The sequence below is a fragment of the Pseudomonas leptonychotis genome (assembly GCF_004920405.1).
Taxonomy (GTDB): Bacteria; Pseudomonadota; Gammaproteobacteria; order Pseudomonadales; family Pseudomonadaceae; genus Aquipseudomonas; species Aquipseudomonas leptonychotis.
The window spans coordinates 471355-496148 of sequence record NZ_RFLV01000001.1 but is presented as its reverse complement, the minus strand read 5'-3'; the positions used below and the strand labels follow the sequence as shown (position 1 = coordinate 496148).

23 protein-coding genes are annotated in these 24794 nt (G+C 59.2%); 16 read left to right on the top strand and 7 right to left on the bottom strand.

Going from position 1 to position 24794, the window contains the following annotated elements:
* Positions 1-84: 84 nt before the first annotated feature.
* Together D8779_RS02260 and D8779_RS02255 are read left to right on the top strand one after the other, a co-directional pair.
* Positions 85-1293 (top strand): alkane 1-monooxygenase, encoded by a 1209-nt coding sequence (locus D8779_RS02260; protein WP_136662842.1) that lies wholly within the window; start codon positions 85-87, stop codon positions 1291-1293.
* Positions 1294-1461 carry a rubredoxin gene (locus D8779_RS02255; protein WP_136662841.1) on the top strand — a complete coding sequence of 56 codons (168 nt, stop codon included), beginning with the start codon at positions 1294-1296 and terminating at the stop codon, positions 1459-1461.
* Here the strand turns inward: D8779_RS02255 and xseA are convergent.
* On the bottom strand, positions 1447-2826 hold the full coding sequence (gene xseA, locus D8779_RS02250) for an exodeoxyribonuclease VII large subunit (RefSeq protein ID WP_136662840.1): 1380 nt from the start codon (positions 2824-2826) through the stop codon (positions 1447-1449). The genes D8779_RS02255 and xseA overlap by 15 nt on opposite strands.
* 146 nt (positions 2827-2972) lie before the next feature.
* Here xseA and D8779_RS20895 point away from each other — a divergent pair, with 146 nt between their 5' ends.
* The 4 genes from D8779_RS20895 (at position 2973) to guaA (ending at position 8817) form a co-directional block, all read left to right on the top strand.
* A complete protein-coding gene (locus D8779_RS20895; protein WP_136662839.1) occupies positions 2973-4880 on the top strand; it encodes a flagellin N-terminal helical domain-containing protein in 1908 nt (635 codons plus the stop codon).
* 122 nt (positions 4881-5002) lie between these two features.
* Positions 5003-5554 (top strand): sugar ABC transporter ATPase, encoded by a 552-nt coding sequence (locus tag D8779_RS02240; protein WP_136662838.1) that lies wholly within the window; start codon positions 5003-5005, stop codon positions 5552-5554.
* A gap of 116 nt (positions 5555-5670) precedes the next feature.
* A complete protein-coding gene (gene guaB / locus D8779_RS02235) occupies positions 5671-7140 on the top strand; it encodes an IMP dehydrogenase (protein ID WP_136662837.1) in 1470 nt (489 codons plus the stop codon).
* 99 nt (positions 7141-7239) lie between these two features.
* The gene (guaA, locus tag D8779_RS02230) at positions 7240-8817 is read left to right on the top strand and encodes a glutamine-hydrolyzing GMP synthase (RefSeq protein ID WP_136662836.1); all 1578 of its coding nucleotides are present in this window, start codon (positions 7240-7242) and stop codon (positions 8815-8817) included.
* Positions 8818-8876: 59 nt separating this feature from the next.
* Here the strand turns inward: guaA and D8779_RS02225 are convergent, their stop codons facing one another.
* Positions 8877-9695 (bottom strand): DUF1206 domain-containing protein, encoded by an 819-nt coding sequence (locus tag D8779_RS02225; protein ID WP_136664408.1) that lies wholly within the window; start codon positions 9693-9695, stop codon positions 8877-8879.
* Positions 9696-9888: 193 nt separating this feature from the next.
* Between D8779_RS02225 and D8779_RS02220 the strand changes: the two genes are divergently transcribed.
* Together D8779_RS02220 and tadA are read left to right on the top strand one after the other, a co-directional pair.
* Positions 9889-11256, top strand: coding sequence for a multicopper oxidase family protein (locus D8779_RS02220; RefSeq protein ID WP_136662835.1), 1368 nt, complete (start codon positions 9889-9891; stop codon positions 11254-11256).
* On the top strand, positions 11256-11738 hold the full coding sequence (tadA, locus tag D8779_RS02215) for a tRNA adenosine(34) deaminase TadA (protein ID WP_136662834.1): 483 nt from the start codon (positions 11256-11258) through the stop codon (positions 11736-11738). The genes D8779_RS02220 and tadA overlap by 1 nt, the downstream gene beginning before the upstream one ends.
* On the opposite strand, the gene mltF is transcribed toward tadA, so the two are convergent.
* On the bottom strand, positions 11735-13195 hold the full coding sequence (gene mltF / locus D8779_RS02210) for a membrane-bound lytic murein transglycosylase MltF (protein ID WP_136662833.1): 1461 nt from the start codon (positions 13193-13195) through the stop codon (positions 11735-11737). The genes tadA and mltF overlap by 4 nt on opposite strands.
* 165 nt (positions 13196-13360) lie before the next feature.
* On the opposite strand from mltF, the gene purL reads away from it, so the two are divergent.
* The 3 genes from purL (at position 13361) to D8779_RS02195 (ending at position 18065) form a co-directional block, all read left to right on the top strand.
* Positions 13361-17257, top strand: coding sequence for a phosphoribosylformylglycinamidine synthase (gene purL, locus D8779_RS02205; RefSeq protein WP_136662832.1), 3897 nt, complete (start codon positions 13361-13363; stop codon positions 17255-17257).
* A gap of 55 nt (positions 17258-17312) precedes the next feature.
* Complete coding sequence (locus D8779_RS20960) at positions 17313-17579, top strand: CDGSH iron-sulfur domain-containing protein (RefSeq protein WP_136662831.1); 267 nt, start codon at positions 17313-17315, stop codon at positions 17577-17579.
* Positions 17580-17747: 168 nt separating this feature from the next.
* Positions 17748-18065, top strand: coding sequence for a YqfO family protein (locus D8779_RS02195; RefSeq protein WP_136662830.1), 318 nt, complete (start codon positions 17748-17750; stop codon positions 18063-18065).
* A 69-nt stretch (positions 18066-18134) separates the two neighbouring features.
* Here D8779_RS02195 and D8779_RS02190 read toward each other — a convergent pair whose 3' ends face one another.
* Both D8779_RS02190 and D8779_RS02185 read right to left on the bottom strand, forming a co-directional pair.
* The gene (locus D8779_RS02190; protein ID WP_136662829.1) at positions 18135-18638 is read right to left on the bottom strand and encodes a L,D-transpeptidase family protein; all 504 of its coding nucleotides are present in this window, start codon (positions 18636-18638) and stop codon (positions 18135-18137) included.
* A gap of 15 nt (positions 18639-18653) precedes the next feature.
* Complete coding sequence (locus D8779_RS02185) at positions 18654-19211, bottom strand: NUDIX hydrolase (protein ID WP_136662828.1); 558 nt, start codon at positions 19209-19211, stop codon at positions 18654-18656.
* A gap of 169 nt (positions 19212-19380) precedes the next feature.
* On the opposite strand from D8779_RS02185, the gene D8779_RS02180 reads away from it, so the two are divergent.
* Genes D8779_RS02180 through D8779_RS02160 form a run of 5 tightly spaced genes read left to right on the top strand, consistent with a single transcriptional unit; the run spans position 19381 to position 22670 of the window.
* The gene (locus tag D8779_RS02180) at positions 19381-19986 is read left to right on the top strand and encodes a CoA pyrophosphatase (protein ID WP_136662827.1); all 606 of its coding nucleotides are present in this window, start codon (positions 19381-19383) and stop codon (positions 19984-19986) included.
* A gap of 18 nt (positions 19987-20004) precedes the next feature.
* Complete coding sequence (locus tag D8779_RS02175; RefSeq protein WP_136662826.1) at positions 20005-20529, top strand: gamma carbonic anhydrase family protein; 525 nt, start codon at positions 20005-20007, stop codon at positions 20527-20529.
* Positions 20529-20717, top strand: coding sequence for a DUF1289 domain-containing protein (locus D8779_RS02170; RefSeq protein ID WP_136662825.1), 189 nt, complete (start codon positions 20529-20531; stop codon positions 20715-20717). The genes D8779_RS02175 and D8779_RS02170 overlap by 1 nt, the downstream gene beginning before the upstream one ends.
* A 34-nt stretch (positions 20718-20751) precedes the next feature.
* Positions 20752-21933 (top strand): formate-dependent phosphoribosylglycinamide formyltransferase, encoded by a 1182-nt coding sequence (gene purT / locus D8779_RS02165; RefSeq protein ID WP_136662824.1) that lies wholly within the window; start codon positions 20752-20754, stop codon positions 21931-21933.
* Complete coding sequence (locus tag D8779_RS02160; protein WP_240789671.1) at positions 21930-22670, top strand: SGNH/GDSL hydrolase family protein; 741 nt, start codon at positions 21930-21932, stop codon at positions 22668-22670. Before purT ends, D8779_RS02160 begins: the two co-directional genes overlap by 4 nt.
* On the opposite strand, the gene D8779_RS02155 is transcribed toward D8779_RS02160, so the two are convergent.
* Together D8779_RS02155 and D8779_RS02150 are read right to left on the bottom strand one after the other, a co-directional pair.
* Positions 22636-23925, bottom strand: coding sequence for an HlyC/CorC family transporter (locus D8779_RS02155; protein ID WP_136662823.1), 1290 nt, complete (start codon positions 23923-23925; stop codon positions 22636-22638). The two genes, D8779_RS02160 and D8779_RS02155, sit on opposite strands and share 35 nt — an antisense overlap.
* A gap of 10 nt (positions 23926-23935) precedes the next feature.
* Positions 23936-24736 carry a cytochrome C assembly family protein gene (locus D8779_RS02150; RefSeq protein ID WP_136662822.1) on the bottom strand — a complete coding sequence of 267 codons (801 nt, stop codon included), beginning with the start codon at positions 24734-24736 and terminating at the stop codon, positions 23936-23938.
* Positions 24737-24794 lie beyond the last annotated feature (58 nt).

The window sequence follows — 24794 nt, the reverse complement described above, 5'->3', positions numbered from 1 at the left end:
GTAATTCGTCATTAACTGCAATTTAAGTCAGCCCATCGTGACCTTAGAGTGATAAGCACAACAAGTGTCCCTGAGGACTAGTCAATGCATCAGTTCACTGTGCAGCACCCCGAGCAAGGCGAAATTATCTACCAAGACCGCAAACGCTACCTGTGGCTCGTGTCGTTGCTCTATCCCTTGATTGCCCTTAGCGGCATCGGCTTGTTCTACCTCACAGGCAATCAGTGGGTGTTCGTCGTGCCTTTGGTTATCGCCTATATCGGCATCAGCGCACTTGACTGGCTGATTGGCGAGGATCGCAATAATCCGCCCGAGGAGATCGTGCCGCAGCTGGAAGCGGATGCGTATTACCGCTGGTTACCCATCCTGACGGTACCCATGCACCTCCTGGTGCTGGTGATCTTTGCCTGGTTTATCGCCAATCACGACCTGGGCCTGCCTGCCTTTCTTATGCTGACCCTGACCGCCGGTCTGTATAGCGGCTTGGGTATCAACACCGCCCATGAGTTAGGCCACAAAAAGCCGGCATTGGAACGCTGGATGGCGCGCATCGCGTTGGCTGCGTCGGGTTATGGGCATTTCTGTGTCGAGCATAACCGTGGCCATCATCGGCATGTGGCCACCCCAGAAGACCCGGCCAGCTCGAAGATGGGCGAGAACATTTACCAATTTGCCTGGGCAGAAATACCGGCCGGCTTTCGCCGCGGCTGGGCGTGTGAAAAAGAACGGATGGAGCGCCAGGGTAAGTCGGTTTGGCACCCCAGTAACGAAGTGCTGCAATCCTATGCGCTGACCCTGGTTGTCCAGGGCGCGCTGATCGTGGCGTTCGGCTGGATCATGCTGCCGTTTCTGCTGCTGCAGAATTTCTTTGGCTGGTGGCAGCTGACCAGTGCCAATTACATCGAACACTACGGCCTGCTGCGTCAGCGCAAGCCCAATGGAGGCTATGAGCACTGCCAGCCGTGGCACAGCTGGAACGCCGACTACATCGCCTCCAACCTGCTGCTGTTTCAGTTGGAGCGCCACTCTGACCATCACGCCCATCCGACCCGACGTTATCAGAGCCTGCGCAGCTTCCCCAGCCTGCCTACGTTGCCGACCGGTTATTCCGGTATGTATGCCCTGGCGATGGTGCCTGCGCTCTGGTACCGCGTGATGGACAAGCGTTTGTTAGCGCTGCCGCATATTGCTGGCGACTTTGACAAGATCAATATCGCCCCCGGCCGACGTGCCGAACTTGAGGCGCGCTATGCAGGCGTCAGCGTCCAGCAGCCTGCAGTGCAGGAGGCGTAAATGGCCAAGTACATCTGTCCCGGCTGCGGTTATCAGTACGACGAAGTGCTCGGCGAACCTCGCGAGGGCTATGTCCCCGGCACCGCTTTTTCCGACTTGCCCGAAGGGTTTGTCTGCCCCGATTGTGCGGTGCGCGCGAAGGAGGATTTTGAGTTAGTCGAGGAGTGACAAGGTAATCGGGGCGAGGTGGTTATCTTCCACGCGCACGATCAACTCGCCCTCGCCCAACTTGGCGTGTAAGCGCTGGCCGGGGCGGGTGTCGGCTGCGTTGCGAATAGCGCGGCCGCGTTCGTCGAGCAGAATGCTATAGCCACGACCGAGGGTTGCCAGCGGGCTGACCGCATGCAGCGTGTGTACCTGGCTGTGCAGCTGCAGGTGACGCTGTTTGAGCCCTTCACGCATGCTGCGTTGCAGGCGCTCGCTGAGGGCTTGCAAGCGCTGATCAAGCAGCTTGAGGTTACGCTCCGGGTGCAGGCTGAGCAGCCGGGTCTGCAGGTGGGTCAGGCGTTCGCGGCGGTTCTTCAGCTGACGTTCAAAGGCACGGCTGAGGCGCATTTCCAAGTCATCCACGCGCTGGGCGTGCTGACGCAAGCGTTCGCCGGGATGGCGCAAGCGTCGCTGCAAGCCGTCCAGGCGCATACGCTCGCGCTCCAGGCGGTGTTGCATGCGCAGGTTCAGGCGGCGCTTAAGGTTATGCAGGCGTTGCACCAGCTCACTGCTGTCAGGCGCCAGCAGTTCAGCAGCGGCTGAGGGTGTTGGTGCACGCACGTCGGCGACAAAATCGGCGATAGAAACATCAGTTTCGTGGCCGACGGCGCTGACGATGGGCGTAATGCACGCAGCAATGGCACGGGCCACCGGCTCTTCGTTAAAGCACCAGAGGTCTTCTAGCGAGCCACCGCCACGGGCCAGGATCAGCGCATCGAAGCCTTTCGCATCGGCTATGCCAAGCGCGCGGACGATTTGCGCGGTGGCGTCGCGGCCCTGCACGGCAGTCGGGATCAGGGTCAGCTCGACCTGCGGCGCGCGACGGCGGAACACGCTGATGATGTCGCGGATTACTGCGCCAGTCGGCGAGCTAATAATGCCGATGCGTTTCGGGTGGGGCGGCAGGGCGACTTTTTGCTCGGCTGAGAACAAGCCTTCAGCGCTGAGTTTCTCCTTCAGTGCCTCGAAGGCTAGACGTAAAGCGCCATCGCCGGCCGGCTCGACCGCATCGAGAATCAGCTGGTAATCGCCGCGCCCTTCAAACAGTGAAACCTTGCCGCGCACCTTCACCGCCAGGCCATCACGCAAGGCCTGGCGCACCTTGGCGGCGTTTTGCCGGAACAACGCGCAGCGCACCTGGGCCTGGCTGTCTTTAAGGGTGAAGTAAATATGCCCGGACGCCGGCTTGGCCAGGTTGGAAATTTCCCCCTCGACCCAAATACCGCCGAATACATCCTCCAGCAGCAGGCGCGCGCGGTTGTTCAGCTGGCTGACGCTGAGCACCTCGCGGTCGAGGTTCAAGCGTTGGAAGGGGTCTTTGATCATGGTCGGCATCATACGTCCATGGCGGCATAAGCCAAAGGCAGGCCGTTGCGAAATAGCACTAAAGAAAGTTGCTTCAGGGCCGAAAGATTCGTATCAACCAGTCCGTCACTCGGTCTGGCAGCTGCACGGCTTGATCGGATAGCAGTATGGCCTTAACCGTCAACACCAACGTTGCCTCGCTTAATACTCAGCGCAACCTGAATGCCTCGTCGAAAGGCCTGGATATCTCGTTGCAACGGCTGTCCACCGGCTTTCGCATCAATAGCGCCAAGGATGATGCCGCGGGTCTGCAAATCAGCAACCGACTCACCAGCCAGATCAATGGCTTGGGCGTGGCTACGCGCAACGCCAATGACGGTATCTCGCTGGCGCAAACCGTTGAGGGCGCGTTGCAGCAGTCCACCAGCATTTTGCAGCGCATGCGCGACTTGGCCTTGCAGTCGGCAAACGGTTCTAACGGCGCCAGCGAGCGTGCCGCCCTGCAGGGTGAGGTATCGCAACTGCAGCAGGAGCTGGATCGGGTCGCGCAGACCACCAGCTTTGCCGGGCGCAAGGTGCTCGATGGCAGTTTTGGTTCGCAAACCTTTCAGGTGGGCGCCAATGCGTATGAAGGCATCAACGTGTCGATTGGTTCTGCGGCGACCGATCGTATTGGTGCACAGCGTTACGACAGCAGTGGGGCTGCGGTGGTGGGCGGCGCATTAGGTTTTGTTGAGCTAAGCACGCCGGGCGGTACGGCTGGTTATGGCGGCGCCAGCGGTACTATTGTGGGTAAATTGGGTACGGCAGACTTTACCTATGCGGCGGGTGCGGCGGGTACGGCTTCGGTGCCGGGTACTGTGGTTTCAGGGCCTGGGGCGATCATCACGAATACTGTCCCAACCACTGCCCCTGGAACAGTTAGCGGTTTGCTGGTGCGAGTCAATGGAGGGCCCTTGCTAGATCTTGGGACTTTTGATCCTGATGGCGGTGTTGGTGGTTTTAACGTTAATGTGCTTGCAGACAGGATCAATAACGCAGCGGGAGCTTTTTCTGTGACCGCCAATGGCCCAAATCAATTGCAGCTTAATGTTGCAACTAGCATCCAGTTTGAGCTGGCCCCCGGTGCAGATGCCGCCAACATTACGGCGCTGACCGGTTTTAGTGCCGGGGTGCTCGGCACTGCCGGCACCGTTGGTGCTGGCGGTGCGACTAATGCTACAAGCGCCCGCGATGTAGCACAGGCGGTTAATAGAGTCAGCGATACCACCGGTGTGAGCGCCATGGCCTACACCTCGGCGGAGTTGAGTGGGCTGGCGGCGGGGGCTGTGAGCTTTAGCCTGTATGGCAGTAATAACGCCAGCCAGGCCGAAGGCGTGCGTATCTCCGCTAATGTCGATGACGCCAGCAACCCCAGTGCTCTGATTGACGCCATTAATAAAGAAACGGGTAAAACCGGGATCGCCGCCAGCCTCGGGGATAACGGCAAGATCAAGCTGGTGAGTGAGCGTGGTGATGCGATCATGCTGGCCAGCTTCCGCAACGGTGACAGCGCGACGGCGGCCACCTTGGAGGGTTTCGAGTTCGACGACCGTGAAGGCGATGGCCTGGCGTCGCTCGGGCAGGCAACCATCAATGGCGATGGCACCGGTGGCGGGCGTGTGGACGGTATTGTGCGCTATGAGTCAGCCGATACCTTCCGCATCACGGATGTTGATACTGACCTGAGCCAGCGCTCGGGCAGTGAGTTCAGCCTGCTGGATCATGTGGCGGATATCGACATCAGCACAGCCGGTGGTGCACAGAGTGCCTTGGGCGTGCTCAATGGTGCGATCAGCAATCTGGATAGCCAGCGTGCCCAGTTGGGTGCGGTGCAAAACCGTTTGGAAAACACCATCGCCAACCTGCAAAACATCGGCGAGAACGCCTCAGCGGCGCGCAGTCGTATTCGCGATACCGACTTTGCCGCAGAGACCTCTGAGCTGACCAAAAACCAGATTTTGCAACAGGCCGGCACAGCCATTCTGGCTCAGGCTAACCAGTTGCCGCAGGCCGTGCTTAGCCTGCTGGGCTAATGGTTTAGCGGATTCGCTCCCGTTAACGAGTGTTTACCGCTTCGGTTGCCCGTGGCGGGGTTTACGCTGGTTTGTCTATTTAGGGCTGTTAAGCTGCGCGCCTTTTCCGTGAGGCCACCGTTATGAGCGAGCAGCAAGCCATCATCGTGCCGCAGATTTCCAGCTTTCCTGGCCATGAGGCGCGGGCGCGGTTGATTGTGCGTTGGCTGGTTAAGCAGGCCATCATCGAAGAACAGCTAACCACCTGCGGGCGTACCTATAAGCATATGGGCTATGGCATTGGCGAGGGTGCACGACGGGTGGTTGAACGGCCTGAGTTGCTACCGTTCGGCCAGGCCGTGCATGGCTTGGAAATCATCTATAAGCGCTGTATCTACACACCGACCGCAAATTTTCTGGAAGAGGCGGGCTGCGCGCAGTGCCGTAAGGAAGTCGGCGGGCCACTGTTCGACAGTCTGGATGAGTGGATGCCGGGGCATACGGATAACTTCACCTGCCCACGCTGTGGTCATGAAGATGACATCAACGGCTTTCTATTTTTGCAGCCCTGCGGCTTTTCCAACCTGGGTTTTATCTTCAATAACTGGGCGGATGCCGGCTTTAAGCCGAGCTTTCTCGACGAGTTTGCCGCGCGTTTGGGTTATCCGGTCTCTTCGGTGCGGGTCGATTTGTAGGGCAATACAGTCGGCTGCGAATGTTCAGGCTGGTTTAGCAATACTTTGCGTTGAGTGCAGGGGGGCGTCTGAGTATAATGGCGCGCTTCCAATTTTCCCGTCCGGGAGCCCCCGCCATGCTGCGTATCAGTCAAGAAGCTCTAACCTTCGACGACGTTCTACTTATTCCAGGTTATTCCGAAGTTCTGCCCAAAGATGTCAGCCTTAAAACGCGCTTGACCCGTGGCATTGAACTGAATATTCCGCTGCTTTCTGCTGCCATGGATACCGTGACTGAAGCCCGTTTGGCGATTGCCATGGCTCAGGAAGGCGGCATTGGCATCATCCACAAGAACATGACTGTCGAGCAGCAGGCTCTCGAGGTGCGCAAGGTTAAGCGCTACGAGTCCGGTGTGGTTAAGGACCCGATCACCATCGAGGCCGACGCCACTGTGGGTGACTTGTTCGACCTGACTCGGCAGAACAACATTTCCGGCGTACCGGTGCTGCACCATGGCGACTTGGTTGGCATCGTCACCAGCCGTGACGTGCGCTTCGAAACCAACATGAGCGCCACCGTGCGCGACGTGATGACGCCGAAAGAGCGTCTGGTCACGGTCAATGAAGGCGAAGATACCCAGGTGGTGCGCAAGCTGTTGCACAAGCACCGTATCGAGCGCGTATTGATCGTCGACGACCAGTTCCGCCTCAAAGGCATGATGACCGTTAACGACATCGAGAAAGCCAAAGCCTATCCGCTGGCCAGCAAGGATGACCAGGGTCGTCTGCGCGTTGGCGCGGCAGTGGGCACCGGTGCCGATACTGAAGAGCGCGTTACCGCCCTGGCGCATGCCGGCGTTGACGTGATCATCGTTGACACCGCCCATGGCCACTCCAAGGGTGTGATCGATCGCGTGCGCTGGGTTAAACAGAACTTCCCCGAGGTGCAGGTCATCGGTGGCAACATCGCCACCGGCGAAGCGGCCAAAGCGCTGGCTGAAGCCGGCGCTGATGCGGTCAAAGTCGGTATCGGCCCGGGCTCGATCTGCACCACGCGCATCGTCGCCGGTGTGGGTGTGCCGCAAATTTCCGCCGTGGCCAATGTGGCTGCTGCGCTGGCAGGCACCGGTATTCCGTTGATCGCCGATGGCGGCATCCGTTTCTCGGGTGATCTGTCCAAGGCCATCGTCGCCGGTGCTTCGGCCGTGATGATCGGTTCGATGTTGGCCGGTACTGAAGAAGCGCCAGGCGAAGTTGAACTGTTCCAGGGTCGCTCCTACAAGGCTTACCGCGGTATGGGTTCGCTGGGTGCGATGGCGCAGGCACAGGGCTCTTCGGATCGTTACTTCCAGGATTCCTCGGCCGGTGCCGAGAAGCTGGTGCCGGAAGGTATCGAAGGTCGCGTGCCATACAAAGGCGCGATGGCAGCCATCGTTCATCAGATGATGGGCGGCCTGCGTGCTTCCATGGGCTACACCGGTTGCGCCACGATTGAAGAGATGCGCAGCAAGCCTGAGTTTGTGCGCATTACTGGCGCAGGTATGGCTGAGTCGCATGTGCACGATGTGCAGATCACCAAGGAAGCGCCAAACTACCGCGTAGGTTGAGCCTTCAAACAATAAGTTAAGCACCCGGGGCTGTTCGATTCAGCCCCGAGTTGTTTCTGAATCACGATTGTTTCTGAATTACTTAGACGAGACTGAATCATGGCCCTCGACATTCACGCTCACCGCATCCTGATCCTCGATTTCGGTTCCCAGTACACCCAATTGATCGCCCGCCGCGTGCGCGAGATCGGTGTGTATTGTGAGCTGCACCCGTTCGACATGAGCGACGATGACATCCGTGCTTTCGCCCCGCGCGGCATCATCCTCGCCGGTGGCCCGGAGTCGGTGCATGAAGCCGACAGCCCGCGTGCGCCGCAAGCGGTGTTTGACCTCGGTGTGCCGGTTTTCGGTATCTGCTACGGCATGCAGACTATGGCCGAGCAACTGGGCGGCAAGGTTGAAGGCTCCGAGCTGCGTGAGTTCGGTTACGCCCGTGTCGATGTGGTGGGTAAAAGCCACCTGCTCGATGGCATCGAAGACCATGTCGACGCCGACGGTTTGTTCGGCCTCGACGTATGGATGAGCCACGGTGACAAGGTCACCAAACTGCCGCAGGACTTCCACATCCTGGCCAGTACTCCGAGCTGCCCGATTGCCGGCATGTACAACGACGCGCGCGGCTATTACGGCGTGCAGTTCCACCCGGAAGTGACCCACACCAAGCAGGGCGGTCGTATCCTTTCGCGCTTTATTCTCGACATCTGCCAGTGCGAAGCGCTGTGGACGCCGTCGAAAATTGCAGAAGACGCCATCGCCAACGTGCGTGCCCAAGTTGGCAGCGCCAACGTACTGCTCGGCCTGTCCGGCGGTGTCGACTCCTCAGTCGTAGCGGCCTTGCTGCACAAAGCTATTGGCGATCAACTGACCTGCGTATTTGTCGACAACGGTTTGCTGCGCTTGCACGAAGGCGAGCAGGTGATGGCCATGTTCGCCGAGAACATGGGGGTCAAAGTGATCCGCGCCAACGCCGCCGATCAGTTCCTGGATAACTTGGCTGGCGAAGCGGACCCAGAGAAGAAGCGCAAGATCATTGGTCGTACCTTTATCGACGTGTTTGATGCCGAGTCCTGCAAGCTGGACAACATCAAGTTCCTCGCTCAAGGCACTATCTACCCAGACGTGATCGAGTCGGCTGGTGCCAAGAGCGGCAAGGCTCACGTGATCAAGTCGCACCACAACGTCGGCGGCCTGCCGGAAGAAATGAACCTGAAGCTGGTCGAGCCGCTGCGCGAACTGTTTAAGGACGAAGTGCGTCGCCTGGGTCTGGAGCTCGGCCTGCCGTACGACATGGTTTACCGCCATCCATTCCCAGGTCCGGGTCTGGGCGTGCGCATCCTCGGTGAAGTGAAGAAGGAATACGCCGACCTGTTGCGTCGTGCAGACCACATCTTTATCGAAGAACTGCGCAAGGCCGACTGGTACCACAAAGTCAGCCAGGCCTTCGTGGTATTCCAGCCGGTGAAGTCGGTTGGCGTGGTGGGTGATGGCCGTCGTTACGCCTGGGTTGTGGCCCTGCGTGCGGTGGAAACCATCGACTTTATGACCGCACGTTGGGCGCACCTGCCTTACGAGCTGCTGGAAACCGTTAGCGGTCGCATCATCAATGAAATCGAAGGCATCTCCCGCGTTACCTACGACGTGTCGAGCAAGCCGCCAGCGACCATTGAGTGGGAATGATTAATCGATCAATCCGCTAAGAAAAAGCCCCGCTATTGCGGGGCTTTTTCTTGAGGAGCTCAATCAAAAACGGCAGGCACATCAATGCGACGCCAGAGCGCTTCGGCAAGACTGTATAAGGCGAAAGCTATCAAACCCAGGCCCACTAAAGAGAGCCAGAAAGCTCCGAGCGGCAAGTTGAGCAGGGCATTCAAAGCATCTTCTAAGCCGGGTGGGCTAGTGGGTTTGTAGCGAGTACCGCCGGTGAACAGCATGCCGGCCACCACGAGCAGTGCGACTCCACGGGCAATCAGCCCCGCACGGGAAATGGGGCGCACCCAGCGCATGACCTGCGCACTGGTTTGAAAGTATTTTTCGAACTTCGCTTTCCAGCCCTTGATGATGTGGGCGATGCCGACCCCAAGCGGCACTAGCGCAACCAGATAAACCAAGTAGTTAGAGTATTGCCAGCTGAGTAAGCCTGAGAGAAAGTCGCCTTCGCTGTTAGCGCTCGTTAGATCACTGTTGAGCAGCCCCAAGGTGAAAAACGTGAGTAGACCATAAGTCACGGCGCTACCGATCAGGCCTGCTCGAATGAGCAAGGCTTTGGCGTCGCGGCCATGCCCCTCGGGGTCAGTAATGGCCTGGGTTAAGCGCCACGTCACAAATGCTACAAGCCCCACCACCATGATCCAGAGCAAAATCTCGCCATAGGGTTGTGTGAGCAGATGACGAATAGCGCCTTCGGAGTCGACTGTTTTTGCGCTGCCCACTGCGGCCAGCAGGGCGAAAGCACCAATGATTAAGTAAACCACGCCGCGGGCGGCGTAGCCGCTTCGGGCGAGCCAGGCAATGTTTCGGCTCACGTGATCTGTTGCGCTGTCCGTAGTTGTGAGCATGACGTTGTCCTCGACAAGAGCGTGTTGTTGTAGACGTTTGATCTTGCGCAAGGTTTCGCGGGCGGTGCCTTCAGTATGGTCAGCATTAGTTTTTTATGGCTGCCTGATCGAGCGTGAAGCGGTAGCATGACGCAAATGCGAGATATTCCGTTTATGCCAGTGGGCGACTCGCACCGTTATTGATGAGAGCGAAATGACTTTTACTCGAAGAAGGGTGCTGGCCGGTTTGGCGGGACTTGCTGCGTTGGGCGTGGTCGGTGGTGGGGCGCGTTATTGGCTGGGGCGTACGCGTGACGCTGCGAGCCATGACTACGAGCTTATCGCCGCGCCGCTGGATGTCGAGCTGATCCCGGGGCATCTAACCCCGGCCTGGGGTTATGCCGGGCAGGTACCGGGGTTGGAGATTCGCGCGCGTCAGGGTGACTGGTTGCGGGTGCGGTTTATCAATCATCTGGACGAGCCGACCACCATTCACTGGCATGGCATCCGCTTGCCGCTGGAAATGGATGGCGTGCCCTATGTGTCGCAGCTGCCGGTATTGCCGGGTGAGTATTTCGATTACCGTTTCAAAACTGAGGACGCCGGTAACTTCTGGTACCACCCGCACCTGAGCAGCGCCGAGCAGCTCGGTCGTGGCTTGGTCGGCCCGCTGATTGTCGAGGAGCGCGAGCCCACCGGCTTTGTGCATGAGCGCACCTTGAGCCTGAAAACCTGGCACATCGACGAGCAGGGCGCCTTCACTGCATTCAGTGTGCCGCGCGAGGCGGCGCGTGAAGGTACGCGCGGGCGGCTGACCACCATCAATGGCAAGCCGGCTCCGGTGCTGGAGCTGCCAGCGGGGCAGGTGGTACGGCTGCGTGTGCTGAACCTGGATAACACGGTGACCTATAAGCTCAATCTGCCGGGCGCTGATGCGCGTTTGTATGCGCTTGACGGTCATCCGATTGAACCGCGCGCATTAGGCAAGGACTACTGGTTGGGGCCGGGTATGCGCATCGACCTGGCTGTGCGGGTGCCCCAGGCGGGTGTTGAGTTGTCCTTGCGCAATGGCCCGTTGCGCCTGGCGACGCTGAAAAGCGTGGCCAGCGCTGAGGTGGCCGGGGATTGGCCGCCGCGCATGCCGGCCAATCCGGTGGCCGAGCCTGATCTAGAGCGCGCCGAAGTGCTGCGCTTTAATTTCGAGTGGTCGGCGCGTTTGGCCAGCGCAAGTGATAACGGGCCGGCCAAGTATTGGCAGATCAACGGTCAGGCCTGGGATATCAATGACAAGACCTGCGCCGATCGACCGATTGCTAGCCTGAAGAGGGACGGCCACTACATCTTCGAGCTGCGCAATATGGCGCAGTACCTGCACCCGATTCACTTGCATGGGCTGGCATTCAAGGTGATCTCGTCCAACCGCAAGAAGATCATTCCGTATTTCACCGACACCTATCTGCTGGGCAAGAATGAGGTGGCGCGGATTGCCTTTGTCGCCGATAACCCCGGTATCTGGATGTTCCATTGCCATGTGATTGATCACATGGAAACCGGTCTGATGGCCGCGATCGAGGTAGCCTGATGCGTCGTCCGTTGATTGTTGATCGCAGCCAAGATCAGCACTTTATGCGCGAGGCGCTGGCGCTGGCTGCCGAAGGTGCCGCGCTGGGTGAAGTGCCAGTCGGCGCTGTGCTGGTGCAGGATGGGGTGATAGTCGGGCGCGGCTTCAATTGCCCGATTACCACCCATGACCCCAGCGCCCATGCCGAGATGGTGGCGATTCGCGCAGCGGCGCAAGCCGTGGACAACTACCGCCTGCCGAGTAGCACCCTGTATGTAACCCTGGAACCCTGCAGCATGTGTGCGGGTTTGATCGTGCATGCGCGGGTGCAGCGGGTGGTGTATGGCGCGACCGAGCCGAAGGCCGGTGTGGCGCTGAGCCGAGGGCAGTTTTTTAGTCAGGCGTTTCTCAATCACCAGGTGCTGATCGAGGGAGGCGTGCTGGCGGAGGAGTGTGGGGCGATACTCAGTGCCTTTTTCAAGGCGCGGCGCGAGCAGCGTTAGAGCGGCGGGGTCTGCTGAACCGGCTCGCGTTTATCGATGCCCGGCACGTGTTGGTTACTTTCGGCGATTTGTGAGCCTTCAAGCTGCGGTTGAGTGACCCAGGTGAGGATGTCGTAGTAGCGACGGATGTTGCGCACAAAGTGTACTGGCTCGCCGCCACGGGCGTAGCCATAGCGGGTTTTGCTGTACCACTGCTTCTGCGCTAACCGCGGCAAAATCTTCTGCACATCCAGCCATTTATTCGGGTCTAGGCCTTCGGCTTCGGTGAGTTTGCGGGCATCTTCCAGATGCCCGCCGCCGACGTTATAAGAGGCTAGGGCAAACCAGGTGCGGTCCGGTTCCTGAATGCTCTCTGGCAGCTGGTTTTTCACATGGACAATATATTTGGCGCCGCCCTGAATGCTCTGCTTGGGGTTTAGGCGGTCCGATACACCCATGGCTTGGGCTGTGCGCAGAGTCAGCATCATCAGGCCGCGCACGCCGGTTTTCGAGGTGGCGGTAGGCTGCCAGAGTGATTCTTGATAGCCCATGGCTGCGAGTAAACGCCAGTCGACCTGATTGGCTTGGGCGGCTTCGCGAAAGTGTTTCTCGTAGCGGGGTAGGCGTTGCTGTAAGTGCTTGGCAAAGGTGTAGGCGCCGACATAACCGAGTACATCAACGTGGCCGTAGTAGCGGTCTTTAAGTCGCTTCAGGCTGCCATTTTTGTGCGCGCGCATGATGAAGATGTTCATTTCATCAAGCAGGCTATTGTCCAGACCTGGAACGGTGGCCCAGGCCAAGTTCTGCGAGTCACCAAAGTCAAAGGCTACGCGGACATTGGAGAAATAAACTTGGTTCATCGCCAGTTCGTTGGAGTCGACCACTGTTAGGTCGATTTGCCCCTCGTCAACCATACGCAGCAGATCGACCACCTCGACCGCGGCGGACTCTTCATAGCTCAGTTCTGGCAGCTGCAGTTTGAGTTCGGCCAGTTGCTCGGCATGGCTGCTGCCTTTGAGCACCAGAATACGTTTGCCGAGCAGATCGTTGGGCCGGGTCGGGCGTTGTTGGCCGTTACGGTAGATCACCTGAGGGGTGACCTCGAGGTAGGGCAGAGAAAAACGCGCATGCTCCTGCCGGCCGTCGCTTTTTACCAGGCCGGCCGCAGCCAATGCCGGCCCATCGGGCTTGTTGAGGCTGGCGAAGAGGTCGTCGAGGTTGTCGGCGGTCTCGATTTTAAGTTCAACGCCTAGGTCATCAGCAAAGCGCTTTACCAGCTCGTATTCGAAGCCGGTCTCGCCGTTACGGTCTTGGAAATAGGTGGCTGGGCTGTTACGGGTGATCACCCGCAGTACACCCTCCGCCTTAACGCGCTCAAGTGTGCTGGGTTCTTCAGCACAGCCAGCGAGCAGCAGGAGGATTCCGATCACCAACAGCCAGCAGGCGTGGCGCACACGGAACGCAGATTGGGCAAACATTGGCGCAGTATACGCAAAGCATGGGGCGCGCCATATCTCGACAGCATCTGGCTTCTCTGCTAGCGCCGATACGCGGTTTTGCATCGCCTTCACGGGTGCCGATGGCAACGCTTTAGGCTAGAATGCACGGCCTCAAAGTACACCCCTTCCCAGAGGCTGTCCCCGATGTTGATCCTGCGCGGCGCTCCCGCCCTATCTGCTTTTCGCCACGGTAAATTGCTTGAGCAACTGACCAGCAAAGTCCCTGCTGTGACTGGGCTATATGCCGAGTTCGCGCATTTTGCTGAAGTCAGCGGCGTGCTTAACGCCGACGAAGAGCAGGTATTGGCCCGTTTGCTGAAATATGGCCCGAGTGTGCCGGTGCAGGAGCCAAGCGGTCGCCTGTTTCTGAGCATTCCACGTTTCGGCACTATTTCGCCTTGGTCAAGCAAAGCCAGCGACATCGCCCTTAATTGTGGCCTGGCCAAGATCGAGCGCCTGGAGCGCGGCATCGCCTACTACGTTGCTGGCGAGTTAAATGAGGCCGATAGCCAGGCTGTCGCCGCTCTGCTGCATGACCGCATGACTCAGCTGGTGCTGACCTCGATGGACGAGGCTGCCGGCCTGTTCCACCATGCTCCGCCCAAGCCGCTGACGGCTGTAGATATTCTGGGCGGCGGTCGCGCCGCGCTGGAAAAGGCCAATGTCGAGTTGGGTCTGGCCCTGGCAGAAGATGAAATCGACTACCTGGTGACGAGCTTCAACGGCCTGGGGCGCAACCCCCATGACATCGAATTGATGATGTTTGCTCAGGCTAACTCTGAGCATTGTCGCCACAAGATTTTCAATGCCAGCTGGGATATTGACGGCCAGAACCAGGAGAAATCCCTGTTCGGCATGATCAAAAACACCTATCAAATGCACAGCGAAGGCGTGTTGTCTGCTTATAAGGACAACGCCTCGGTGATCGTCGGCAACGTCGCCGGACGTTTCTTTCCCGATCCTGAAACCCGCCAGTACGGTGCGGTGCAGGAGCCGGTGCATATTTTGATGAAGGTGGAAACCCATAACCACCCGACCGCGATTGCGCCGTTCCCAGGTGCTGCGACCGGTTCCGGCGGTGAGATTCGTGACGAAGGTGCTACGGGTCGTGGTGCCAAGCCGAAGGCAGGCCTTACCGGCTTTACCGTGTCCAACCTGCAGATCCCGGGCTTCGAGCAGCCATGGGAAGTGCCGTATGGCAAGCCTGAACGCATCGTTACGGCGCTGGACATCATGATTGAAGGCCCGCTGGGTGGCGCGGCCTTTAACAACGAGTTCGGGCGTCCAGCATTGACTGGCTACTTCCGTACCTTCGAGCAGGCGATTCAGACACCTCACGGCGAAGAAGTGCGCGGCTATCACAAGCCGATCATGCTCGCGGGCGGCATGGGCAACATTCGCGCCGAGCACGTGCAAAAAGCCGAAATCACGGTGGGCGCCAAGCTTATCGTGCTCGGCGGTCCGGCCATGTTGATTGGTCTGGGCGGCGGTGCAGCGTCTTCAATGGCCACGGGCGCCAGCTCGGCGGATCTTGATTTTGCCTCGGTGCAGCGCGAAAACCCGGAAATGGAGCGCCGTTGTCAGGAAGTGATCGACCGTTGCTGGCAGCTGGGCGAGCACAACCCCATTGCCTTTATTCATGACGTCGGTGCTGGCGGCTTGTCCAACGCCTTCCCGGAGCTGGTCAACGATGGTGGCCGTGGCGGGCGCTTTGAATTGCGTAATGTGCCGAACGATGAGCCGGGCATGGCCCCGCATGAAATTTGGAGCAATGAATCGCAAGAGCGTTACGTCATGGCGGTGGATGCTGCCAATTTCGAACGTTTCAAGGCGATCTGTGAGCGCGAGCGTTGCCCGTTTGCAGTGGTGGGCGAAGCCACCGAAGAGCCTCACCTGACCGTGACCGACAGTCATTTCGGCAACAACGCCGTGGACATGCCGCTTAACGTGCTGTTGGGCAAAGCCCCACGTATGCACCGCTCGGCCACGCGTGAAAGCGAGCTGGGCGATGATTTCGATGCCAGCAAACTGGCTATTGATGAGGCCGTTATTCGCGTTCTGCACCACCCCGCAGTGGCCAGCAAGAGCTTCCTGATCACCATTGGTGACCGCACCATTACCGGCCTGGTGGCTCGCGATCAGATGGTCGGGCCGTGGCAGGTGCCGGTGGCCGATTGCGCGGTGACTGCGACCAGCTTTGATGTTTACACCGGTGAAGCCATGGCGATGGGCGAGCGTACCCCGCTGGCCCTGCTGGATGCCGCAGCGTCTGGGCGTATGGCCATCGGTGAAACCCTGACCAACCTGGCCGCTTCACGCATTAACGCCATCAGCGACATCAAGCTGTCCGCCAACTGGATGGCCGCGGCTGGCCACCCAGGTGAAGACGCGCGCCTGTATGACACGGTTAAAGCCGTGGGTATGGAGCTGTGCCCGGAGTTGGGTATCACTATTCCGGTGGGCAAAGACTCCATGTCGATGAAGACCCAGTGGCGCGATGAGGATGCTGATAAAAGCGTCACCTCACCGATGTCGCTGATCGTGACCGGCTTTGCTCCAGTTGCCGATATCCGCAAAACCCTGACCCCGCAACTGCGCATGGACAAGGGCGAAACAGACCTGATTCTGATCGACCTCGGGCGCGGGCAGAATCGTTTAGGGGCATCGATCCTCACTCAGGTTTACGGCAAGCTCGGCACCCAGGCGCCAGATGTGGATGACGCAGAAGACCTCAAGGCCTTCTTCGCAGTAATCCAGGGGTTGAATGCGGATGGCCATATCCTGGCTTATCACGACCGCTCCGACGGTGGCCTGTTGACCACTGCTCTGGAGATGGCTTTTGCCGGTCACTGTGGCCTCAATCTGCACCTCGATGCGTTGGCAGCTGACAGTGCTGAATTGGCCGCCGTACTGTTCAACGAAGAGTTGGGCGCGGTCATTCAGGTGCATCAAGACGCTACCCCGGAAGTGCTGGCGCAGTTCAGTGCAGCCGGTCTGGACGATTGTGTGGCCGTGATCGGTCAGCCGGTCAACAACGATGACGTAGCAATCAGCTTTAATGGTCAGCCGGTATTTTCTGGTCAGCGGCGTTTGCTGCAGCGTGAGTGGACGCAGACCAGCTACCAGATCCAGCGTTTGCGCGACAACGTTGAGTGTGCCGAGCAAGAGTTCGACAGCATCCTCGACGAGGATAATCCGGGCCTCTCGGCCAAGCTCAGCTTTGACGTCAATCAGGACATCAGTGCGCCGTATATCCGCAAGGGTGTGCGTCCGCAGATTGCTGTGCTGCGTGAGCAGGGCGTCAACGGTCAGGTGGAAATGGCCGCGGCTTTCGATCGCGCGGGTTTCAACGCGATTGACGTGCACATGAGCGACATCCTCAGTGGTCGCGTCAGCCTCGACGAGTTCAAAGGGCTGGTCGCGTGTGGCGGCTTCTCCTACGGCGACGTACTGGGCGCTGGTGAAGGCTGGGCCAAGTCGGTGCTGTTTAACAGCCGCGCCCGTGACGGTTTCCAAGCATTCTTCGAACGCAAGGACAGCTTCGCCCTTGGTGTGTGCAACGGCTGCCAGATGATGAGCAATCTGCATGAGCTGATCCCAGGCACCGAATACTGGCCGCACTTCGTGCGTAACCGCTCGGAGCAGTTTGAGGCGCGTGTGGCCATGGTCCAGGTGCAGGAATCGGCCTCGATCTTCCTGCGTGGCATGGCCGGTTCGCGCATGCCGATCGCCATCGCTCATGGTGAAGGCCATGCCGAGTTTGAGAACGAAGAAGCTTTGCTCGAAGCCGACTTGTCTGGCTGTGTGGCCATGCGCTTTATCGACAACCACGGCAAGGTCAGCGAAACCTACCCGGCCAACCCTAACGGGTCGCCGCGCGGGATCACCGGCCTGACCAGTCGCGACGGTCGCGTGACCATCATGATGCCGCACCCAGAGCGGGTATTCCGCGCTGTGCAGAACTCCTGGAAGCCAGATGATTGGCAGGAAGATGCCGGCTGGCTGCGCATGTTCCGTAACGCCCGTGTGTGGGTGGATTAACCGCGGCCGCCATGTGGCTCTTTGCTAACTCTCTCCTGCTTGCGGGAGAGGGTCCGTGAATCCGCAGGGCCCTGTTCTGCCTGAGGTGCGCCAGGTCAAACCTGGCGATACTTTGCTGCTGTGCCGCTGTGGGCGCTCGCCCCAGCTTCCTGATTGTCTTTCTGCCTGTGTTGATGCGCTTGAACTGCTGCCTGAGCGCGAGCAGTTTTTGCTGCTCTGTCGTTGCGGTTCGTCGCGGCGTCTACCTTACTGTGATGGCAGCCATAACCAGCCGGTAGCGGGCTTCAAGGCACGCTGGTGGCGATTTTGGCGGGGCCTGTAGGTCGCGGTGTGGCGGCCTGATTGCGCCAATGGGTTGAACATGGAGCCCATTGATCGGTCAGAAGATGGAAGTGTGGCGGGCTGTGCGTGCGCTTAATAAGGCAAAGTGCCATTATTGGCCGGCGTCATTTCCGAGCTGCTTTGATCAGTCTTGCCGGCGGAGGCTTCGATGTACAAGTTGTGCTTTTATGTGCCTGAAACCCATCTGGATAGCGTAAAGAACGCTGTGTTCGACGCTGGCGGAGGGCGTATCGGTCAGTATGACCAGTGCTGTTGGCAGGCGCTGGGGCAGGGGCAGTTTCGTGGCCTGCAAGGCAGTCAGCCGTTTCTCGGCGAGCCTGGGCAGGTCGAGCACGTGGCGGAATGGAAAGTTGAGATGGTGGTGGCCGACGAGCTGATTCATGACGCGGTCAAATCCATGAAGAGTCATCATCCATATGAAACGCCGGCCTTTGAGGTGTGGCGGTTGTCGGATATCCAGTTCTAACGCGCCGGCAACTAAAAAGGCACCTTATAAGGTGCCTTTTTAGTTTTCGCTATTTATAGGAAAGCTGTACTACGGCCTGATTTCGATCAGTGTGCCGTCTTTGACCAGGCTCCAGACCTCGCGCATGTCGATATTGCGCATGGCGATACAGCCTTCGGTCCAGTCCAGAGTGTGGAACATCCACTCTGGGTATTCCTCGTCCAGCGGCGTGCCGTGAACCATGATCATGCCCCCCGCCGATACACCGTTCTTGCGCGCTTGCGCCTGGTCGCGGGCGTTGGGGTAGGAGATGTGCATGGACAGGTTGTAGTTCTCGCTGGTCTTGCGCCAATCGATCCAATAAAAGCCTTCCGGGGTGCGTAGGTCGCCTTCACGTTGCTTGGCCCCTTTAGGCTGTTTGCCCAAGGAGATGCGGTAGGACTTTAGGGTGTTGCCGCGGCTGATCAAGTGCAGCTTACGTTCGGACTTAACCACCAGGACTTTATCAATGGTTTTACCGTCAAGGGTTGGTGCGGTGCTGGCGTGGCCAGTCAGGGCAGCAGTCAGGCAGAGTAGGGCGAGCAACCAGCGCATCGTAATTTCCATGGATCAAAAGGCTTTCTTGTAATGCGCGCGCAAGGCTTCGAGCGGCTCGTTGCGGACCGGGAAGTGCTGCTGCAGGCGGTCCGCGAAGTAGCATTCTAAGGTACGCCCGATGGTCGGGAAAGCCAGCTCTGACCAGGGGATGTCCTGCTCGTGAAATAGTTGGACCTCAAGGCTTTCTTCGCCGGGAGAAAAATCGAGATCGACCAGCTCTGCGCGAAATAACATATACACCTGATTAATATGCGGCAGGTCGAACAGGGTATAGAGGCTCAGGCTACGTACGCGCGCGCAGGCTTCTTCCTCCGTCTCACGGGCAGCGGCTTGCTCCAGGGTTTCGCCATTTTCCATAAAGCCGGCGGGCAGGGTCCAGTAGCCACGACGTGGTTCAATGGCGCGCCGACACAGCAGCACCTGTTCGCCCCAAACCGGCAGGCAGCCGGCAATAATCCGTGGGTTTTGATAGTGCACGGTCTGGCATTGCACGCAGACGTGGCGTACACGGTTGTCGCCTTGCGGGATGATGTGATTAATCGAGCCGCCACAATTGCTACAGAATTTCATGCCAAAGCCTCATTGCGTATGAGCTATCTTGGCCTGCGCGCAGGCTGCTCGGCAAGGAGCTGAGGTGAGGCTTATCGAGCGCCTGAATGATGGCAGTCGGCGGCGCGGGGCTTGGGCCGTGCGCTGCTTTCGTGCCATGATCGAGCGTACAAAAAGACTGAGAATTCCCATGCTGGACGAGTTGCTCCTTCGCATGCGTGGCTACAGCCCGCACATTCTGCAGATCGACAAGCGCTACCCTGAGGCCGCGGTGCTGGTGCCTATTACCCGCAGCGACGAGCCGGAAGTGGTGCTGACGTTGCGCGCCAGCGGTTTGTCCACCCACGGCGGTGAAGTGGCGTTTCCCGGTGGCCGGCGTGACCCCGAGGATGCTGATCTGGTCGAGACCGCCTTGCGCGAGGCGGAAGAAGAGATCGGTTTGCCGCCCGGCCTGGTCGAGGTGGTTGGGCCGCTCAGCACCCTGGTCTCGCGCCACGGTATTCAGGTCACGCCTTATGTTGGTCTGGTGCCGGATTTTGTCGAATACAAACCCAACGACGGCGAGATTGCGGCTGTATTTGCCGTGCCGCTGGCGTTTTTTCGCGACGACCCGCGAGAAGCCACTCACCGTATCGATTACCTCGGGCGCAGCTGGTATGTGCCAAGTTACCGTTATGGCGAATATAAAATCTGGGGGCTGACGGCGATCATGCTGGTCGAGTTGGTCAACCTGGTGTTCGACGATGTGCATATCGATATGCACCAGCCGCCCGAGCACTTTATCAAGCTCACCTGAGCTTATGAGGAAGCAGCCATGAAATACCGCCTGGGTTCGTCCCAAGTCGAGGCCCATGCCGACAGCTGGGTTGCACCCAATGCCACCTTGGTGGGCAAGGTCAAGCTGGAGCCGGGAGCCAGCGTGTGGTTTAACGCCGTGCTGCGCGGTGATAACGAGCTGATTCATATCGGCGAGAACAGCAACGTGCAAGACGGCACCGTGATGCACACCGACATGGGCTTTCCACTGAATATCGGTACCGGTGTGACCATTGGCCATAACGCCATGTTGCATGGCTGCAGCGTGGGCGATTACAGCCTGATCGGCATCAATGCGGTGATCCTCAACGGCGCGAAAATCGGTAAGTACTGCATCATCGGCGCCAACAGCCTGATCGGTGAAGGCAAGGAAATTCCCGATGGTTCTCTGGTGATGGGCTCGCCCGGCAAGGTGGTGCGCGAATTGACTGAACCGCAGAAGAAGATGCTCGAAGCCAGCGCCGCCCATTACGTGCACAACGCCCAGCGTTATGCACGCGACCTGTTGGAGCAGGACGACTGATGAGCAGTGAGCGTCCCGTTGCTTCGCCCTGCGTGCATGTCTGCGCGCTGGATGATCAGGATATGTGCATAGGCTGCCAGCGCTCGGTCGCCGAGATCACCCGCTGGGGTTTGATGGATAACACCGAGCGCCGCCAGGTGCTGCAGCGTTGCCATGAGCGGGCTAAGGCTCAGGGCATCTTGTTGTAACCCCGCGTTAACTCTATTTGTTTGAGGAAAGCCCATGCCCCGTATCGGAACCCCTTTGTCGCCGAGCGCGACCCGTGTGCTGCTGTGTGGCTCTGGTGAGCTGGGCAAGGAAGTGGTGATCGAACTGCAGCGTCTCGGTGTCGAGGTGATCGCCGTGGACCGCTACGCCAATGCCCCAGCCATGCAGGTGGCGCACCGCAGCCATGTGATCAATATGCTCGATGGCGACGCGCTGCGGGCGGTGATCGAGCTGGAGCAGCCGCATTACATCGTCCCGGAGATTGAAGCCATCGCCACCGCGACCCTGGTCGAGCTGGAGAATGAGGGCTTTACCGTGATCCCCAGTGCCCGCGCCGCGCAGCTGACCATGAACCGCGAAGGTATTCGCCGCTTGGCCGCCGAAGAGCTGGGCCTGCCGACCTCGCCTTATCAGTTTGCCGACTCCTTCGAGCAGTGCCGGGCGGCGGTCGAGAGCATCGGTTTTCCCTGCCTGATCAAGCCGATCATGAGTTCTTCGGGCAAGGGCCAGTCGGTGCTGAAAAGCCTGGATGATCTGCAAGCCGCTTGGGGTTACGCCCAGGCCGGTGGTCGCGCCGGCAAAGGGCGGGTGATCGTTGAGGGTTTTATCGATTTTGATTACGAAATCGCCTTGCTCACGGTGCGCCATAGCGGCGGCACGACCTTCTGCGCGCCGGTGGGGCATCGTCAGGTCAAAGGCGACTACCAAGAATCCTGGCAGCCGCAGCCGATGAGCGCCAAGGCTCAGGCTGAAGCCGAACGTATTGCCCTGGCGGTCACTGGCTCGCTGGGTGGGCGCGGGCTGTTTGGCGTCGAGTTGTTCGTCAAGGGCGATCAGGTCTGGTTCTGCGAAATCTCGCCGCGCCCACATGACACCGGCCTGGTCACCCTGATTTCTCAGGATCTGTCCGAGTTTGCCTTGCATGCGCGGGCGATTCTCGGCCTACCGATTCCGGCTATTCGCCAGCTTGGGCCGTCGGCTTCAGCGGTGATCCTGGTCGAGGGCGAATCGCGGCAGGTCAGCTTCGGCGGTCTCGGTGCGGCTCTAGCTGAGCCGGATACCGCGCTGCGGTTGTTCGGTAAGCCTGAAGTCAGCGGTCAACGGCGTATGGGCGTGGCGCTGGCGCGAGATGAATCATTAGAGGCTGCGCGGGCTAAGGCCACGCGTGCCGCGCAGGCGGTCAAGGTCGAGCTGTGAATGCATTGCGCGCCTATGCCTGGTGGCTAGGGCTGGCGCTGCTGGCGCCGGTTGCCTTGCCGCTGGCGCTGCGCACGCGGCGCAACACCCTGCGTTTGCCGCCTGCCGCAGGGTTGTTGAGCGGCGTGGCGGGCGCAGATTTGCCTGGCGAGCCATTGCGTCTGCTGGTCTTGGGCGAGTCGACCGTGGTGGGCGTGGGCGTCGATGAGCTGCATGCCGCGTTGGTCGGGCAGCTCGCTACTGCGTTGGCGGTGCGTTGTGGGCGGCCGGTTGCTTGGCGTGCCTGCGGTGAAAACGGTATTACCGCCGCGCAGGCTCATAAACAGCTGCTGCCGCAGGTGCTGGAGCAACCCTTTGATCTGGCGTTGCTGGTGTTCGGCGTTAACGACACCACCCGGCTGACTTCATTGTCGCGTTGGGACACGGCGCTTGGCAGCATGGCTGCGGCGTTGTCGGCGCGTGGCGCTCGGGTAGCGTTTAGCAGTGTGCCGCCGTTGCAGCACTTCAGTGCGTTGCCCGGGCTGTTGCGGTGGTTGCTGGGTATGCGTGCCGGTTTACTGGATGCGCGCTTACGCCAGTTGGCTGCGCGCCTGGGGGCAGGGCATCACGCGGTTGAGCTGGAGTTTTCCCCTGAGTACCTGGCGCGTGATGGTTATCATCCGTCAGGCCTAGGTTATCGCGTATGGGCTGAGGGGTTGGCCGTCAGCCTTGCGCCGGCGGCTCGGTGTGCGCCTTAGGCTTGGTTTGCCAGGCGCGCACGCTTTTTACCCGGTTCTCGGAAGATTGCAGAATTTCCAAGCGATAAGGGCCTATTTTCAGGCACACGGCGCTGTCGGGAATACTTTCCAGTGCCTCGGTTACCAGGCCGTTGAGGGTTTTCGGGCCATCGCAGGGCAGGTGCCAATCGAGCGCCTTATTGATTTCGCGGATATAGGCCGCGCCATCAATGACCTGGGTGCCGTCGTCCTGAGGGTGGATATCAGGGCTGCGCAGGGTGTCCTGATTGCTGAAGTCACCGACGATCTCTTCAAGAATGTCTTCCAGGGTGACGATGCCGATCACGTCGCCGTACTCGTCGACGACGATGCCGATACGGCGTTTTTGCTTCTGAAAGTTGATCAGCTGGGTCGACAGCGGCGTGCCTTCTGGCACGAAGTACGGCTCGTTGCAGGCCGCCAGTAAGGCCTCTTTATTCAGCTCATTGTGCGTTAGCAGTCGGGCAATCTGGCGCATGTGCACGATGCCTTCGATCTGATTGATATCCGTGCGAAACACAGGCAGGCGCGTGTGGGTGGTGTTGGTCAGCAGGCTGATGATGCTTTCGAGATCATCATCCAGGTTGATGCCGGTGACTTCGTTGCGCGGAATCATGATGTCATCCACCGTCACGCGCTCAAGGTCAAGAATGCCGAGCAGCATGTTCTGGCGATTTTTCGGCATGCCGGCACCGGACTCGCGTACCACGCTGCGCAGCTCTTCGGTGGACAGGCTGTCGCTGGCGCGTTGTGATGGGTCGATGCCAAGCAGGCGCAGCAACACATTGCTGATGGTGCTGGTGGCCCATACCACCGGATAGAGCAGGCGCTGCAGCAGTAGCAGCACGCGGCTGGCGGGGAAGGCCACCAGTTCCGGGCGCAGGGCGGCCAGCGTTTTGGGGGTGATTTCACCGAAAATCAGCACCACGATGGTCAGACCGGCGGTGGCGATGGCGATCCCGGCTTCGCCCCACATGTCGACAGCCAGCACGGTCGCAATAGAGGCCGCGAGAATATTGACCACGTTGTTGCCAACCAGAATGGTGCCGAGTAGGCGGTCTGGGCGGCTTAGCAAGGAGGTCACGCGCTTGGCGCCTTTATGACCTTCCTTGGCCATGTGCTTGAGGCGATAGCGGTTGAGGCTGAGCATGCCAGTCTCCGAGCTGGAGAAGAATGCCGAGCAAAGAATCAGAAAAATCAGCAGGCCAAGTAGGTAGCTGGAGTGAAGGTCATCCACGGAAGGGGTCTCAGATATGCAGAATGAATTCGCGAACCAGCTTGCTGCCGAAGTAAGCCAGCATCAGTAGGCAGAAGCCTGTCAGGGTCCAGCGAATTGCTTTATGGCCGCGCCAGCCAAGTTGATGGCGGCCCCATAGCAGAACAGCAAACACCACCCAGGCGAAGCACGAGAGTATGGTTTTGTGCGCCAGATGCTGGGCAAACAAATCGCTGATAAACAGAGCGCCGGAGAAAAGCGAGAGCGACAGCAAGACCCAGCCGGCCCAGAGAAAGCCGAACAGTAAGCTCTCCATGGTTTGCAGGGGTGGGAAGTTCTTGATCAGCCCTGAGGGGTGCTTGTTTTTCAGTTGATGGTCTTGCAGCAGAACCAGCAGCGACTGAAATACCGCAATGGTGAGCATGCCGTAGGCAATCACCGAGAGCAGAATGTGGATCAGGATGCCGGGCTCTTCATCGATCAGTTGGGTCGTTCCGCTGGGCATAAACTGCGCAAGCAATACCGTCAGTGCGCCTAAGGGGAACAGCAGCAGCAAAAGGTTCTCAACGGGTATGCGGATGCAGGCAATCAAGGTCAGGGCAATGACTGCGTAGGCGATCAGGCTGGCTGCATTAAAGAAGTCCAAAGCCAAGCCGCTTGAATGGTACATCTGCACGAACAGACTGGCGCCGTGGAAAAACAGCGCAAGAACGCCGAGTAAGGCCAGCAGGCGTTTGTCAGGGACGCTGCGCTGAGCTATGCGCAAGCCTTGGTAGGCTGTAGCGCCGGCATAAAGGCAGGCGGCGGCGAGGCTGGGTAGCAAAGGGTGCATAAATCCTTGTCAGGCAAACCCGGAAGGGCCGCAGTGTGGCATACAACGCATCCGCCAC